Annotated in this window: 9 protein-coding genes; 2 read left to right on the top strand and 7 right to left on the bottom strand. The window is 71.4% G+C overall.

Annotated elements, in window-relative coordinates; all coding sequences use genetic code 11:
* The first annotated feature begins 180 nt into the window (after positions 1 to 180).
* Positions 181 to 1,887 carry a putative bifunctional diguanylate cyclase/phosphodiesterase gene (locus BLW83_RS09625; protein ID WP_090847992.1) on the top strand — a complete coding sequence of 569 codons (1,707 nt, stop codon included), beginning with the start codon at positions 181 to 183 and terminating at the stop codon, positions 1,885 to 1,887.
* Positions 1,888 to 1,920: 33 nt separating this feature from the next.
* Here the strand turns inward: BLW83_RS09625 and trxA are convergent, their stop codons facing one another.
* From trxA to BLW83_RS09595, 6 genes are read right to left on the bottom strand one after another with little or no spacing between them, the layout of a single operon-like run.
* A complete protein-coding gene (gene trxA / locus BLW83_RS09620; RefSeq protein ID WP_090847991.1) occupies positions 1,921 to 2,241 on the bottom strand; it encodes a thioredoxin in 321 nt (106 codons plus the stop codon).
* Between the two features lie 38 nt (positions 2,242 to 2,279).
* Positions 2,280 to 5,717, bottom strand: coding sequence for a double-strand break repair helicase AddA (gene addA / locus BLW83_RS09615; RefSeq protein WP_090847990.1), 3,438 nt, complete (start codon positions 5,715 to 5,717; stop codon positions 2,280 to 2,282).
* Positions 5,710 to 8,646, bottom strand: coding sequence for a double-strand break repair protein AddB (gene addB, locus BLW83_RS09610; RefSeq protein WP_245728757.1), 2,937 nt, complete (start codon positions 8,644 to 8,646; stop codon positions 5,710 to 5,712). The genes addA and addB overlap by 8 nt, the downstream gene beginning before the upstream one ends.
* On the bottom strand, positions 8,643 to 9,323 hold the full coding sequence (locus BLW83_RS09605; RefSeq protein WP_090847989.1) for a nucleotidyltransferase family protein: 681 nt from the start codon (positions 9,321 to 9,323) through the stop codon (positions 8,643 to 8,645). The genes addB and BLW83_RS09605 overlap by 4 nt, the downstream gene beginning before the upstream one ends.
* Positions 9,320 to 10,789, bottom strand: coding sequence for a tRNA (adenosine(37)-N6)-threonylcarbamoyltransferase complex ATPase subunit type 1 TsaE (gene tsaE / locus BLW83_RS09600; RefSeq protein ID WP_090847988.1), 1,470 nt, complete (start codon positions 10,787 to 10,789; stop codon positions 9,320 to 9,322). The genes BLW83_RS09605 and tsaE overlap by 4 nt, the downstream gene beginning before the upstream one ends.
* A gap of 11 nt (positions 10,790 to 10,800) precedes the next feature.
* Positions 10,801 to 11,631: an IclR family transcriptional regulator gene (locus BLW83_RS09595; protein ID WP_177172537.1), complete on the bottom strand. Its 831-nt coding sequence runs from the start codon at positions 11,629 to 11,631 to the stop codon at positions 10,801 to 10,803.
* Between the two features lie 182 nt (positions 11,632 to 11,813).
* Between BLW83_RS09595 and BLW83_RS09590 the strand changes: the two genes are divergently transcribed.
* Positions 11,814 to 13,292, top strand: coding sequence for a nucleobase:cation symporter-2 family protein (locus BLW83_RS09590; protein WP_090848172.1), 1,479 nt, complete (start codon positions 11,814 to 11,816; stop codon positions 13,290 to 13,292).
* A 157-nt stretch (positions 13,293 to 13,449) separates the two neighbouring features.
* Here BLW83_RS09590 and BLW83_RS09585 read toward each other — a convergent pair whose 3' ends face one another.
* Entirely contained in the window at positions 13,450 to 14,418 is a 969-nt protein-coding gene (locus BLW83_RS09585) for an NAD(P)H-dependent flavin oxidoreductase (protein ID WP_090847986.1), read from the bottom strand.
* Positions 14,419 to 14,564 lie beyond the last annotated feature (146 nt).

Genomic DNA, 14,564 nt, shown 5'->3' with positions numbered 1-14,564 from the left:
GCCGCGGCGCCGTTTTGCATTTCTGCCGGCGGCGGTCCCGCGGGGGCTGGCTTGTCGCTTTGCCACAGGTGGGAAAATCCTGGGACTGCCAGTTGACCGGCGGATTTTTGCCGATAAACATTGCCGTTAAGCATGAATTGGACAAATCTGTGTAATCAAATCGAATAAGTTGCTGAATTGATGAAAATGGACTGGCCGGAGCCTTGGCCCGAACCGGATGCCGCCAGCGACGGCGGCGCAGTGGTCCCGGCCAGCGATTTCATCGCGCGGGGCCGCGAACGCTATGCCGCGGCGCTCAAGGCCGGCTCGGTCGTGCTGTGGCACGCCGATCTCAGCGGCCGGATCATTGCGACGCTGGGCTGGGGGATGCTGACCGGCCGCCCGGAATCCGAATCGCGCGGGCGGTTCGGGCTGGACCGGATCCACCCCGACGACCGTCATCTGGCCGATTTTCGCGGCCGCGACATCGGCAATACGCTGCAACTCGAATGTCGGGTGCTGGACGCAAACGACCGCTGGCGCTGGATGCGCGCGCGCGGCGTGCTGATCGAGGAATCTGACGGGTTTCCCGCCGAATGGGTGGGCATCTTCGAGGATATCCACGAAGAGCGGCTGGCGCTGGAACGGGCGCGCTATCTGGCCGAACGCGATGCGCTGACCGGGCTGGGCAATCGCCGCACGCTTTATGAACAGCTCAACCGCCTGCGCTGGATGGGGGCCTCGGCCACGGTGGTGGTGATCGACGTGGACGGGTTCAAGGCGATCAACGACCTGCACGGCCACCACGCCGGCGACCGCTTTCTGCTGCGGCTGGCGCAGGGCCTGACTGCCTGCGCGCCGTCTCATGCCGTCTGCGCGCGCATGGGGGGCGACGAATTCTGCGCCGTGGTCGCCGATCAGGCCGAGGCGAGGGCGCTGGCCGGCCGGCTGGGCGAGATCTGCGGCGCGGGGCTGGCGGTGGGCGACAGCATCTGCCGCAGCGGCATCAGTGCCGGCATCGCCGACGCGGACTGGCAGGCGCCGGACCCCGTGTCCACGGTGCTGCGCCGCGCCGATCTGGCGCTGTATCACGCCAAGCGCAACAACAGCGTCCTGGCCTGTTTCCACCCCTCCATGCAGGCCGAGGCCGACGCCCGCCAGCAGTTGCTGCACGCAATCGGCGCCGCCTGCCGCAATGACGAATTCTTTCTGGAATATCAGCCGATCGTCCGCGTCGAAAACTGCACGATCAAGGCTTACGAGGCGCTGCTGCGCTGGCAGCATCCGCAGCACGGCCGGATCGAGCCGGCGCTGTTCATCCGGCTGGCCGAGGAAAACGGCCTGATCCGGGAACTGGGGCGCTGGGTTCTGGAACGCGCCTGCGACGACCTGGCCTCGGCCCCCCCCGACATCAGGGTGCATGTGAACGTGTCCGCACGGCAGCTGGCCGAGCCCGGCTTTGCCGATGAAACCGCCGCGATCCTGCGCCGGCACGGGCTGGACCCCGGGCGGCTGACCCTGGAGCTGACGGAAAGCCAGTCGGCCAGTGCCGTGGCCCCCGGCCCCGAGGTCGAGCGGCTGCGCGCCCACGGGTTCGGGCTGGTGCTGGACGACTTCGGCACTGAATACGGGGCGCTGTCGCAGGTGAGTTCGGGGGTTTTCGACGGCATCAAGCTGTCGCGCGATTTCATCGCCGACTGCTGCGCCGGCCGTCGGGCGTGGCTGGTGCTGCGCCATCTGGTCAGCCTGTGCGACGATCTGGGGATGAGCGTCGTCGCCGAGGGGATCGAAACCGACGCCGAGCTTTCCATCCTGCGCAGCGCCGGGGTGCGGCTGGTGCAGGGGTTCTATTTCGACCGCCCGCGCCCGCTGGCCGATCTGCCCGAGGTGTCCGCGGCGGCCTCGTGACCGCCGCGGCTGGCCCTGATCAGGCGGGCCGGATCACACCGATTCGTCGATCCAGGATTTGAGCGAGGCCTTGGGCGCAGCGCCCATGCGGTTCGATACCACCTCGCCGCCCTTGAACATGAACAGCGCCGGAATGCCGCGCACGCCCAGCGAGGCGGGGGTGTCGGGGTTTTCGTCCACGTTGATTTTGACGATCTTGATGCGACCGGCATACTCGTCCGACAGTTCTTCCAGCGCCGGACCGATCTGGCGGCAGGGTCCGCACCATTCGGCCCAGAAATCCACCAGCACGGGGATGTCGGACTGGCGCACGACGCTGTCGAAATCGGCGTCAGAGGCTTTCAACGTGGCCATTTGGAAAACTCCTTGAGGGGGATTTGGTCACCAGACAGCTATGGCCCGGTCGCGGCGGGTTCAAGCCCGCGCATTGCCGCGGCCCAGGCGTGGTCCAGCAGCGGGTCGGGCAGGGTCACCGCCTGCCGCGCGCGGGTCCACAGGATCACGCAGTCCACCGCGCGCCCGGGCCAGATCGCCCGCGCCGCGTGGCGATAGGCGGCCATCTGGCGCAGATAGCCTTGGGGCGTGGCGTGGGCGGTGTCGGGGACCGCGGTGTTGGATTTGTAATCGACGATGGTGATGCGGTCGTTTGTGATCACAAGCCGGTCGATGGTCCCCGACAGCAGCCGCCCGCCGGGCAGCGGCGCCGACAAAGGCGCCTCGCGCAGCACGGTGGCGCCGGGGGGCGGGGACAGCAGCGACGCCAGCGATTCCGCGGCAGTGATCTCGGCCAGCTCGTCCAGCAGGGCGGCGATTTCCGCGGCGGTGGGCAGCCCGCCCTCGGCCCCGGCCAGCAGGTCGGCGGCGCGGGCGGGCCAGTCCTGCGGTGGCAGGTCGGGCAGGTGTTCCAGCAGCAGATGCAGCCTTGTGCCTGCCAGCATCGCCGCATCGCGGTCGGCTGCTGCCATCGCCCCGTCCGCCGTCGCTCCGCCTGCGGGGGCCAGCAGCTTGTCGCCCCCCAGCGCGGTCGCGGCGATGGGGGCGGCGGCGCGCGGCGGCCGGGGCGCGGGGGTGGCTAGCCAGTCGGGCAGATCCGCGGCCGCGGGCGTGCTGAGTTGGACCGCAGGCGCGACCACGGGCCAGTCGCCAAAGCTCAGCCGCCGGATCGGCGCCTCGCTCCATTCGCAATCCAGCCGGGTCTCGGCCAGCCTGTGGTCGCGATCGCAGCCGGCGGCAACCATCGCGTGCCAGCTGTCCAGCCCCTCGCCGGTGTCGCCCGCCGCCGCCACGATCAGCCAGCTTTCGGCGCGGGTGATCGCCACATACAGCAGGCGGCGGCGTTCCTCGTCCTGCCGCTGGCGGTCGCGTTCGACCCATTCGGCCAGAAGCGGGGTCTGCTGCGCCTTGGGCGCGCGCCAATGCGCGGGCGGGCCGCCGTCGGGCAGGATGGTGGCGCGCGGCCGCCCCGCGCCCTTGCGGGCGGCGCAGTCGGGCAGGATCACCACCGGGCTTTCCAGCCCCTTGGCGCCATGCACGGTCATCACCCGGATCAGCCCGTCGCCGTCGCCGGCGCTGCCGGGCTGTCGGCGGACCTCGGCGGTGTCGTCGGCCAGCCACACCAGAAACCCGGTCAACGAGGGCGTCTCGGCCGTCTCATAGGTCAGGGCCTGCGACAGCAGCTCGTCGATGCCGTCCTCGGCCTCGGGCCCCAGCCGCCCGACCAGCCGCGCCCGTCCGCCGTGGCGCACCAGCAGCCGCGAGATCAGGTCGTAGGGGCGCAGGAAATCCGCGTGAGCCTGCAAATCCTCGATGATCGCCTTGACCCGTTCATGCCCGGATTTCCGCAGCGCCTCGATCAGATAGCCGCGGCGTCCCGCGGCCAGTTGGTAAAGCTGGTCCTCGTCCAGCCCGAAGATGGGCGAGCGCAGCACGGCGGCCAGCGACAGATCATCCTCGGGCAGGGCCAGCACGGACAGCAGGGCGCGGATGTCCTTGACCGCCAGTTCCCCCCCCAGCCGCAGCCGGTCGGCGCCGGCGACGGGCAGGGCCTGCTGTTTCAGCGCCCGGATCACCTCGTGGAAGATCTCGTTGCGGCGCTGGACGAGGATCAGGATATCGCCCGGCCGCACCGCGCGGGTCGGGCCGCCGCGCAGGGTGATCGGGGTGCCGATCGCATCCGCCGCCGCCTGTGCCACCTGCTGGGCCAGCACTTTAGACGCCGCGTTCCCCGCCACGCTGTCCACCGGCGCGTGCCATGGCGCGGGGTCGGGCCTGTCGGGCTCGGGGACCGGCGGCCACAAATCCACCCGCCCCGGCAGCGCCGCGTGAAAGGCGATATGGGTCGGCGCGTCACCCAGGCCCTGCGCGGCCTCGCCTGAAAACACCGCGTCGGTCAGCCGCAGGATGGCGGGTGAGGATCGGAAGGAATGACGCAGCGCCGCGTCCTGCATCGGCGCCCCGGCGGCGGTGAAATCCTGCGAGAACTGGCGGTGGCGGCCCTCGAACACCGCGATGTCGGCGCCCTGGAAGGAATAGATCGACTGTTTCGGGTCGCCCACCACGAACAGGGTGCGCGGCCGGTCGGCGGCGCCTGCGCCGGCGGTGAATTCGTCCGTCAGCCGCCGGATCACCTGCCATTGCAGGGGCGAGGTGTCCTGCGCCTCGTCCACCAGAATATGGTCGATGCCGCCGTCCAGCCGGAACAGCACCCATTGCGCCATGGACGAGCTGTCCAGCAGCCGCGCCGTCCGCGCGATCAAATCGTCGAAATCCAACCAGCCCCCGGCCAGTTTCGCCGCCCCGTAGCGGGTGCAGAACGCATGGCCGAAACGTTGCAGCGCCAGCGTGCGCCGCGCCTGCGCCAAGCCCAGCCGCAGCGGGCGGGCGGCCTCGACCCGGCCCATCAATTCGTCCAGATCGTCCATCAGCGCGGCGCAGGGGCCGCTGCGCAGGGCCTTGGTCGGAAAGCTGCCCAGCTTGGCGGAATAGGGTTCCTTGGCGCCCGCACCGTTCAGCAGCACGGTTTCGAGGATCTCAAGCTCGTCGACCCCGGCCTGCGCCCAGTTGCCGCGCCGCAGCTTTACTGCCGCGCCCTGATCGGTCTTGCCGCCCCGTTCCAGCAGCGGGATCAGCGCCGGAATCAGCGTGGACTCGCCGCCGTCAAAGCAGTCGCCCAGCAGTGCCGCATCGTCGAAACCGGGCGGCAGGTCGCAGGCGGCCCATAGCGCCGCCGGATCGGGGGGGGCGTCGTGGCCGCTCAGCCCCGACAGGAACTCGTCGATGCCGTGGTCCGAGCGCAGCGCCAGCAGGTCAGCCATCTCGGGCGCATTCTCGCGCGCCATGCGGTCCAGCACCTCGGCCCGCAGGATCGCGGCGCTGCGGTCGTCGAGTTCCGCGAAACCATGCGGCACACCCGCCTCAAGCGGAAAGCGGCGCAGCACGCCGGCGCAGAAACTGTGGATGGTCTGGACCTTGAGGCCGCCCGGAGCCTCGATCGCCTGCGCAAACAGCCGCCGCGCGGCGGGCAGGTCGGCGCCTGCCGCGATACCCATGCGGCCCAGCCGCGCGGTCAGCGCCGCGTCGTCCAGCATCGCCCATTCGCCCAGACGGCCAAGCAAGCGGTTCTGCATCTCGGTCGCGGCGGCCTTGGTATAGGTCAGGCACAGGATGCGTTCGGGGCGCGTCCCGCCCAGCAGCAACCGCGCCACCCGGTCGGTCAGCACGCTGGTCTTGCCCGACCCCGCGTTCGCCGTCAGCCAGGTCGAGCGGTCCGGGTCGGCGGCGACATGCTGCGCGCTGGTGGCGGCGTCCGGGCGTGGGATCGCGTCAGCCATGGCCCACCTCTTGCGGTTGCGGAGGGTCGGATTCCGACCACTCGCCAAGGCGCGACAGGTGGTCATAGTCGGAACCATGGGTCACCCGTTCCATCGCGCGGCGGGCGGTAAAGCCGTATTCGCCGCGCAAATAGGCCGAGATCAGCGCGACGAACTGGTCCCATGTCGCCTGCATCTCGTCGTCCCAGCCGTGGCTGCGGGTCTCGCCCTCGCCGCCCAGCCGGATATGGCGCAGGTCGGCCACGCTCATCGGTTCGCCAAAGGCGCCGCGTTCGGCCATGGCGGCGGTCAGCGGCAGTTGCTTGTCGAATTGCAGGATCTGCGGGCGGGTCGCGGGGGTGCCGGATTTATAGTCATAGATCACCGCCGCCCCGTCATGCAGCCGGTCGATGCGGTCGGGTTTCGCGGTCAGGGTAAAGTCCAGCCCGGCGACCGCCAGCCGGTGCCGGGTCTCCACCGCCAGCGGCGCGCCCTGTTGCAGCCGCGCGTGTTCGTCGCGGCACAGCTGCGCGGCGATGCCGCCGATGCGGGCGCGCCAGAACAGGCGGCTGGTGGGCCACGGCACCTGCGCCGCCAGCACCTCGTCGGCGGCTGCAAGCAGCCGGTCCTGCAACGCTTGCGGCGAATCCTGCGGGGATGGCGGCGGGGTCAGAAAGCGCTGGATGATCGCGTGCAGCACATTGCCGCGCTCGGCGGCGTCGGGTTCGGGGCGCAGCGGGTCCAGCGGCGACAGCCCCAGCACCTGCCGCGCATAGATCGCGTAAGGGTCGCGGATCAGCGTTTGCACTGCCGTCACCGACAATTCGCGCAGCGCGGGGGCCGGAGGGCGGGGCGAGGGGCGCGGCGCGGGGGGGGCAAGATCGGTATCAGCCGGGGCCTCGATGGCGCGGGCGCGGGCCAGCCAGACCTGCCCGCGCGCGCGCATCAGGGCCAGCGCCTGCGGCCCCCCTTGCGCCGGCAGCCCGCCCAGCAGGTTCACCAAGCGGTTGAGCCAGCGCGAGGGGATCGTCTCGGCCTCGTCACTGCGGCGCGCGCGGCTGAGCACCACCTGCGGCGCCGCGATGGCGATCTGGAAATCATGCGCGGCCAGCCCGATGCGGCGTTCGGGCAGGGTCAGCCCGGCTTCGGCCCGCATCGGGCGGCTGAGCCAGGGGTCGGGGTCCAGCGCCTGCGGCCAGCCGCCTTCGTTCAGCCCGCCAAGGATCACCAGCCCGGTGGCCTCGGTCCGCGCCTCTCGCGGGCCGCGGATGCGCACCAGAGGATGCGCGGCCACGTCCATGCGCACGGCCTGAGCCTGCAACTGGTCGGCCAGCAGCCGGGCAAAGTCGCGCGCCGTCATCGCTGGGCCGCGCGGCGCGTGCAGGGCCAGATGGTCCAGCACGGCGCGGGCTTTCTCGCCCGCGGCCTCGGCGTAAAGCTTTGATGCCTCGGCGGTGCCGGCGCCCGCGGCCCAAGCCTCGGCGATGCGGCGGTGGCGGCCGGCGCGTTCGGCCAGCGGTAGCGGGCCCGGGTCGGCGATCAGCGGCAGGGTTGCGTCCAGCACGGCGCCGATCACCTCGGCCCATGCGGCGCGTTCGGGGCTGGCCTCGCCCGATCCACGCGCGGGCCGCGCCCCCCATGCCCGCAGCGCCGCGCCGTCGGGAAAGGCCGGGCCGTGGCGGCGCAGATGCAATTCCAGCTCTCGGCTGTGCAGCAGATGGGCGCGCCGTGCCTCGTCCCCCGCGCCGGTCGCGGTCAGCGGGTGCTTGAGCAGCACCAGCAGGCTGTCGATGCCAAAGGGCTGCCCCGGCAGTTCCGCCACATGGCGCAGGAACAGCCCGGCGGCGGTCAGCGGCAGCGGCACCCCGGCGCTGTCGTCGGGGATGATCCCCCAGCGGTCCAGCGTCGCCGCCACGCGCCGGGTCAGGCTGCGGTCGGCGGCGATCAGGGTGACGGGTCGGTTTTCATGCACGGCGCCGCGGATCAGGGCGGCCAGCGCATTGGCCTCGGCCGCGGGGCTGTCGGCCTCGATCAGGGTCATCCGGTCGGTGGCCAAGGGCAGATCGCCCAGCGAGGGCCCCTCGGCCACCCATTGGTCGGTGACGGGGGCGGGGCGCAGCGCCAGCGCCATCAGCGCATTGCGGGCGGGGTCGGGGGCGGGCGTGTCGTCCCACGGCGCCGGTTCCCCGCAGGCCGCGACCAGCGGCGCGAAACGGGCCTGCGGGTGATCCTCGTGCATGGCGGCGGCCGCGCCCCTTGGCATCGGGGTATAGCCGGGCAGCACCACCGCGCCCTGCGGCAGCGCCGCCACCGCCTGCATGAACAGCCGCGTGGCCCCGTGCGAGCCGGTCGAGCCCGCCACGATCACCGGCCCCTCGGGCAGGTTCAGCCCCTGCTGCCAGTCGGCGGCCAGACGCTCTGCCGCTGCGCGCTGCTGTGCCTCGCGGTCCACTTGCGGGCCGTCCAGGTGAAAACCGGCGGCGATGCGCAGAAAGGCCAGCGCCTGCTGCCAATGCGCGGCATGGGCGCCGGCGTCGATGCGGTCCAGCGCTTCCGGCCCCAGCCCCTCGGCCTGCATCTCGGCCATCAGCGCGGATAATGAGGCCGCGAGCACCGGCACCGACTGCCCGGTCGCATCCCCGGTCAGCGCGCGCGCGACCAACTGCGCCAGATCCAGCTGCCGTGCCAGCGGCGGGGCGGGGGGCGCGAACCCGGCGCCGCTGCCCAGTTCCGCGATCAGCCGTAGCCGGGGCAGCAGCAGCGGGCCGCTGACCCGCAGCGCCGTATCAATCGCCCGCAGCGTGTGGCCCGAGTTGCACCAGACGGTGGTGGCGGCCAGCGCCTCGGGCGGGCGGGGCTGCATCCGGGCCAGCAGGCCGCGCACGAAACCGGCGGCGAAATTCGCGCCGGGGGGCAGGGCGTAAAGTCCGTGGATCGGAGCGGGCATCATGCGCCCCCGGCCAGCATCGTTTCAGCCAGAGGGATGCAGTCGGGGCGGCCCACGTCGCACCACTCGCCCGGGTGGACCATGCCGAACACCCGCCCTTGCGCCAGTAGCCGGTCCCACAGCAGGTTGAGCGAAAAGACCTGTTCAGGGATCGCCGCCAACCCCTCGGTCCTGATGATCTGGCAGCCGGTATAGACCAGATCGCCGCCGCGTCTGAGCCGCCCGCCCCCGTCCAGCGCGAAATCGCCGCCGCCGATGCGGCCGCGGGCGCGGTCGAGCGGCACCAGCATCAGCAGCGCGTCCATGCGCGCGCCGTCCCATGCGGCACGCAGCGCGGCGACCGGGTTCGCGCCGGTCCAGACCGCATCGGGGTTCAGCGTCAGAACGGGGCCGGCGCCCAGCAGCGGCAGCGCCCGGCGCAGCCCGCCGCCTGTTTCCAGCAGCAGATCGGTTTCATCTGAAACCAGCACCTCGCTGCCGGCAAGATGCCGGGCGATCTGGTCGCCCAGATGGTGGATGTTCACCACGATCCGCCGCGCGCCGCCCGCCCGCGCCAGATCCAGCGCGCGATCCAGCAGCGCCCGCCCGGCGACCGGGATCAGCGGCTTGGGGGTGGTGTCGGTCAGGGGTGCCATGCGGGTGCCCTTGCCGGCGGCGAACAGCATCAGGGTGTCGGTCATCTCACGCTTCCTGCCCGCGCCCGCAGCGCGGCGATGATTTTGGGCGAGGGCGGCGGCACCTCGCGCAGCGCCGCGGCCAAGGGTGCCAGCGCCGGGTGCGCGATGTCGCGGGCAAGGGCGTCCCAGACCCGCGGCATGAAATCCAGATAGCGGGTCTTGCCGTCGCGCAGGCACAGCCGCGTAAAGATGCCCATGATCCGCAGGTTCCGCGCCGCGCCCATCAGCGCATAGGCGGCGCGAAATCGCGCCTCGTCCCGCCCGGTGGCCGCGATATAGCGGGTCAGCGCGCGTTCCTCGGTCTCGGGCGCCACGTCGCGGCGGGCGTCTTGCAGGACCGAGGCAAGCTCATACGCCGGATGCACCGCCACCGCGTCCTGAAAATCCAGCAGCCCGATGGGCGCGTCGCCCCGCCAGACAAGGTTTTCCGCGTGGAAGTCGCGCAGGGACAGCGCCGGGGCGGCATCGGCGCAAAGCTGCGTGTGCAGGGCGGCGATGGCGGGCGCGACGCCTGCGCCCGCGCCGGGCCGGCCGGTGGTGGGGGGATACCACTCGGCGAACAGTTCCGACTGCTGCGCCAGCGCCGGGCCGTCCAGCGCCGGGACGAAACCGGGCGGAGCGTGCTGGTGCAGTTGCGCCACCAGATCGGCGATGCGGTCATAGACCGGCGCTGCCGCCTGGGGGTCGCGGTCAAGGACGCGGGCGATCAGGTCGTCGCCCAGATCCTCGGCCAGCAGCAGGCCCTCGGGTTCCGAAAGGGCAAGGATTTCAGGGGCATGAAAGCCGTGCGCCCGCAGCCAGTCGGTCATCGCCAGATAGCGGGCCATGTCGCTGCCCGCCGCGCCGTCGCTGGTCGGATCATCCATCAGCACCGCGGTGCCGCTGTCCCCGATCAGCCGGAAATAGCGGCGGGATGAGGCATCGCCCGCCAGCGGCTCGACCCGCGCGCCCGCCCGGCCAGCGCCATGCAGGAACTGCGCGATTTGCGCCATGCGCGGCACATGCGCCCAGCGGGCAGGGGCGCCCGACAGGGTGATGCGGCGATGCTCGTCGGCGGTGGTGGCCAGCGTCACGGTCAGCGCGCCGGGCGGGGGCGGGGCCATCCGGTCGGGCCACTCGATCAGCGCGATTGCGTGGTCCATTGCGTCGTCCAGCCCCAGCTCGACCAGTTCCGACGCATCGGTCAGACGGTAAAGATCGGCGTGCCAGATCTCGACCCCGCGCGCGTCCAGATAGGTCTGCACAAGGGTAAAGGTGGGGCTGGGCACGTCCTCGGGGGCATCGCCCTGGCGGGCGCGGATCAGGGCGCGGGCGAAATGGGTCTTGCCGGCGCCGACCGGCCCGTCCAGCAGCAGCACATCACCGGGGGCAAGCACCGCGGCCAGCGCCCGGGCAAGCCCGGCGGTCAGGGCCTCGTCGGCGCTGTCGATCACGCAAAGCGGGCGGGTCACTTGGGGGGCGCTGTCCATCGCGGCGCAACCTAGCGCTTGCCGGTTTGCGGGGAAAGGGCGGGGCCGCCAAGCGCGGCGCCCAGACCGGCCGCGGCCGCGGCCACGGCGGGGCCAAGCCGGGCCAGCGCCGCGTCGTCCAGCCGCACCGAGGGGCCGATGATCCCCAGCGCCGCCACCGGATCGCCGCTGCCGCCGAATACCGGGGCGGCGATGCCGCTTTGGCCGGGGACGGATTCGCCCCGCTCAGCCAGCCAGCCGCCGTGGCGCAGGGTGGCCAGCTCGGCGGTCAGCTCGCCCTGATCGGTAAAGCTGCGCGGGGTCAGCGCCGGCAACGCGCCCTGGCCCAGCAGCGCCCGCACCCGTGCCAGCGGCAGATGCGCGATCAGCGCCTTGCCCGGCGCGGTGGCGTGATAGGCCAGCCGCGCGCCCGGCGGCAGCACCACCCGCAGCGAGCCCGCCGCCTGCGATTCGGCCACCACCAGCGCCGCGTCGCCGTCGGCCACCGCCAGCACCGCGGTTTCGCCGCTGTCGGCCGCCAGCTGCGCCATCAGCGGGCGGGCGCGCTCGGCCAGCCCGCCCCGGCGCAGAAAGGCCGCGCCCAGCCGGAACGCCCCCGGCCCGACGTGCCACAGCTGGGTGAGGGGATCGGCCTCAACCAGCCGCCGCGCCGCCAGCGCCGCCAGCAGCCGATGCGTGGTCGAGGGCGCCAGCCCCAGCCGCCGCCCCAATTCCGACAGCGTGGCGCCGTCGCCCGCGGCCAGCACCTCAAGCAGCGCCAGCGCCCGGTCCACCACGGCAGACCCCGCCGCAGGCCCCCCGCTTGATGGCCGCCCGCGCGGACGGGTAGAGGTCGATTCCATAGATGCCCCTGCTTGCGCCATGTTCCGCGCAAGCTGCCGCAAACCCGGCCCCGCCGCAACGGGTCCGCAGGGCGTGCCCCTGCCCCGGCCCATCCGCATCGCGGAAACGCGCAATAAAGCCTTTGCCGATTCAGCATGATGCGCAAAGCTGGCCAGAACGGCCCTGCATCAAAGAGGACACCATGCACAGCACCCATCCGGCCGGAACGCATCCGGTCGACGAAATACTGCCCGCGCCGCGGTTGTTCGCGCTGGGGCTGCAACATGTGCTGGTGATGTATGCCGGCGCCATCGCCGTGCCGCTGATCGTCGGCCGCGCCTTGCAGCTGCCGCCCGAGGACGTGGCCTTTCTGATCTCGGCCGACCTGTTCGTCTGCGGGGTGGTCTCGATCATCCAGTCGCTGGGCGCGGGCCCGTGGCTGGGGGTCAGGATGCCGGTGATGATGGGGGTGACCTTTGCCGCGGTGGGGCCGATGGTCGCCATCGCCAACTCGATGCCGGGGATCGAGGGCGCGCGGGCGCTGTTCGGCGCGGTGATCGGGGCGGGGGTGATCTCGATCCTGATGGCGCCGCTGGTCAGCCGGATGCTGAGGTTCTTTCCGCCGGTGGTGACGGGAACGGTGATCCTGGTGATCGGGGTCAGCCTGATGCCGATCGGGATCAACTGGATCTTCGGCCTGCCGCAGGGCCCGACCGCGCCGCGGCTGGTCGACCCGGCGATGCAGGCGTGGCTGGAACAGCACATGTCCGAGGGCGGCGCGCCCGCCGGGCTGGCGCTGGCGCCCAGCGTGCCCAACCCGCTTTACGCGGCGCCGATGAACATGGTGATCGCAGGGATCGTGCTGGCAACGATCATGCTGATCGCGCGGATGGCACGGGGCTTTTTGTCCAATATCGCGGTGCTGGTGGGGATCGTGGTCGGCGGCGTCCTGGCCGCATCGCTGGGGCTGATGCATTTCGACAAGGTCGCCGCCGCCGCGTGGTTCGCACCGATCCGGCCGTTCCATTTCGGGATGCCCAGCTTTGACCCGGTGATGATCCTGACCATGACCATGGTGATGATCGTGGTGATGATCGAATCGACCGGCATGTTCCTGGCGCTGGGCGACATGGTGGACCAGAAGATCGACCAGCCGCGGCTGGCGGCCGGGCTGCGGGTGGACGGGGTCGGCACGCTGCTGGGCGGGATCTTCAACACCTTTCCCTATACCTCGTTCAGCCAGAACGTCGGGCTGGTCGGCGTGACCGGGGTGCGTTCGCGCCATGTCTGCGTGGCGGGGGGCGCGATCATGGTGGTGCTGGGGCTGATCCCCAAGATGGGCGCGCTGGTCGAGGCACTGCCCACCGTGGTGCTGGGCGGGGCCGGGCTGGTGATGTTCGGCATGGTCGCGGCGACCGGCATTCGCGTGCTGTCGCGCGTGGATTTCGCCGGCAACCGCAACAATCTGTTCGTGGTGGCGGTGTCGCTGGGCATGGGGATGATCCCGATGGTCGCCGGCAGCTTCGACCAGTGGCTGCCGCAATCGACCCGGGTGCTGACCCATTCCGGCATCCTGCTGGCCGCGGTCGCCGCGGTGGCGCTGAACTGGTTCCTGAACGGCGCCGCCCCTGTGGACGAGCAGGAAATCTCCGGCGCCGCCGCCCAGGCCGACTCGCATTGAAACCCAAGGGGCGGTGCAGCTGCCGCCCCTTCATCTTGCCGGAAATATCCGCCGGGCTTTCGAGCGCCCGGAAAACAGTCCAGTGGACTGTTTTCAGCGAGGAAGGCCACGGCAGTGGCCCGGGGGTGGAAAACCCCCGGTCCGGCCGCGCCGCCCGTCAGGCCAGCGCCAGTTCGCGCCGCGCGGCCAGATATTCGGATTCCAGCCGCTCGACCAGCCCGGCCACCGGCTGGATGGCGTCGACCGCGCCGATGCCCTGCCCGGCGCCCCAGATCTCGCTCCATGCCTTGACCTTGCGCTGGTCCTTGCCGAAATCCATCGCCTCGGGGGTGGCGTCGCCCAGGCCGTCGGGGTCGATCCCCGCCGCGCGGATCGAGGGTTTCAGATAGTTCCCCGGGATGCCGGTAAAGGCGGGGGTGTAGATGACATCCTCGGCGCTGCTGTCCACGATCATCTGTTTGTAACCGGGGGCGGCGTGCGCCTCGGTCGTGGCGATGAAGGGGCTGCCGATATAGGCCAGATCCGCGCCCGCCGCCTGCGCGGCCAGCACCGCGCGGCCGGTGGCGATGGCGCCCGACAGCAGCAGCGGCCCGTCGAAGAACGCCCGGATTTCCTGCAACAGCGCAAAGGGCGACTGCACACCCGCATGGCCGCCCGCGCCCGCCGCCACCGCGATCAGCCCGTCCGCGCCCTTTTCCAGCGCCTTGCGGGCAAAGGTCGCGTTGATCACGTCGTGCAGGCTGATGCCGCCGCAGTCATGGGCGGCCTCGTTCACCTCGACCCGCGCGCCAAGGCTGGTGATCCAGATCGGCACCTTGTGGCGGTGGCAGATTTCGATGTCGCGTTCCAGCCGCGCGTTCGAGCGGTGGACGATCTGGTTGACCGCAAAGGGCGCCGCCGGGCGATCGGGATTCTGCTGGTTGTGGCGGTCGAGTTCCTCGCGGATGCGGGTCAGCCAGGCGTCGAGCAGCGGCGGCTCTCCGTCCTTTTCGCGCGCGTTCAGCGCGGGGAACGAGCCGACGATCCCCGCTTTGCACTGGGCGATGACCAGTTCCGGCCCCGAGACGATGAACATGGGCGAGGCGACGACGGGGATACGCAGGTTCGACAGGATCGGGGGCAGCATCGCGTGTTCCTTGGCATGTGACGTTGGCGCGATCATGGCGCGCGCGGGGCGGACTGCAACCTCGCGGGGGTGGGACGTTGCGGAAACCTCGGGCCCGGCGGTGCGGGCAGAGCGGGGGTTTTCCACCCCCGGGCCACTGCCGTGGC

Origin of the sequence: Paracoccus alkenifer, assembly GCF_900108405.1 — a bacterium.
GTDB lineage: Bacteria > Pseudomonadota > Alphaproteobacteria > Rhodobacterales > Rhodobacteraceae > Paracoccus > Paracoccus alkenifer.
This window is presented reverse-complemented; position numbering and strand designations above follow the sequence as displayed.

What these genes read in the sequence shown, in the direction of transcription:
- BLW83_RS09625 (WP_090847992.1), top strand. Translation starts at nt 181, where the DNA reads ATGAAAATGGACTGGCCGGAGCCTTGGCCCGAACCGGATGCCGCCAGC.
- trxA (WP_090847991.1), bottom strand. Translation starts at nt 2,241, where the DNA reads ATGGCCACGTTGAAAGCCTCTGACGCCGATTTCGACAGCGTCGTGCGC.
- addA (WP_090847990.1), bottom strand. Translation starts at nt 5,717, where the DNA reads ATGGCTGACGCGATCCCACGCCCGGACGCCGCCACCAGCGCGCAGCAT.
- addB (WP_245728757.1), bottom strand. Translation starts at nt 8,646, where the DNA reads ATGATGCCCGCTCCGATCCACGGACTTTACGCCCTGCCCCCCGGCGCG.
- BLW83_RS09605 (WP_090847989.1), bottom strand. Translation starts at nt 9,323, where the DNA reads ATGACCGACACCCTGATGCTGTTCGCCGCCGGCAAGGGCACCCGCATG.
- tsaE (WP_090847988.1), bottom strand. Translation starts at nt 10,789, where the DNA reads ATGGACAGCGCCCCCCAAGTGACCCGCCCGCTTTGCGTGATCGACAGC.
- BLW83_RS09595 (WP_177172537.1), bottom strand. Translation starts at nt 11,631, where the DNA reads ATGGAATCGACCTCTACCCGTCCGCGCGGGCGGCCATCAAGCGGGGGG.
- BLW83_RS09590 (WP_090848172.1), top strand. Translation starts at nt 11,814, where the DNA reads ATGCACAGCACCCATCCGGCCGGAACGCATCCGGTCGACGAAATACTG.
- BLW83_RS09585 (WP_090847986.1), bottom strand. Translation starts at nt 14,418, where the DNA reads ATGCTGCCCCCGATCCTGTCGAACCTGCGTATCCCCGTCGTCGCCTCG.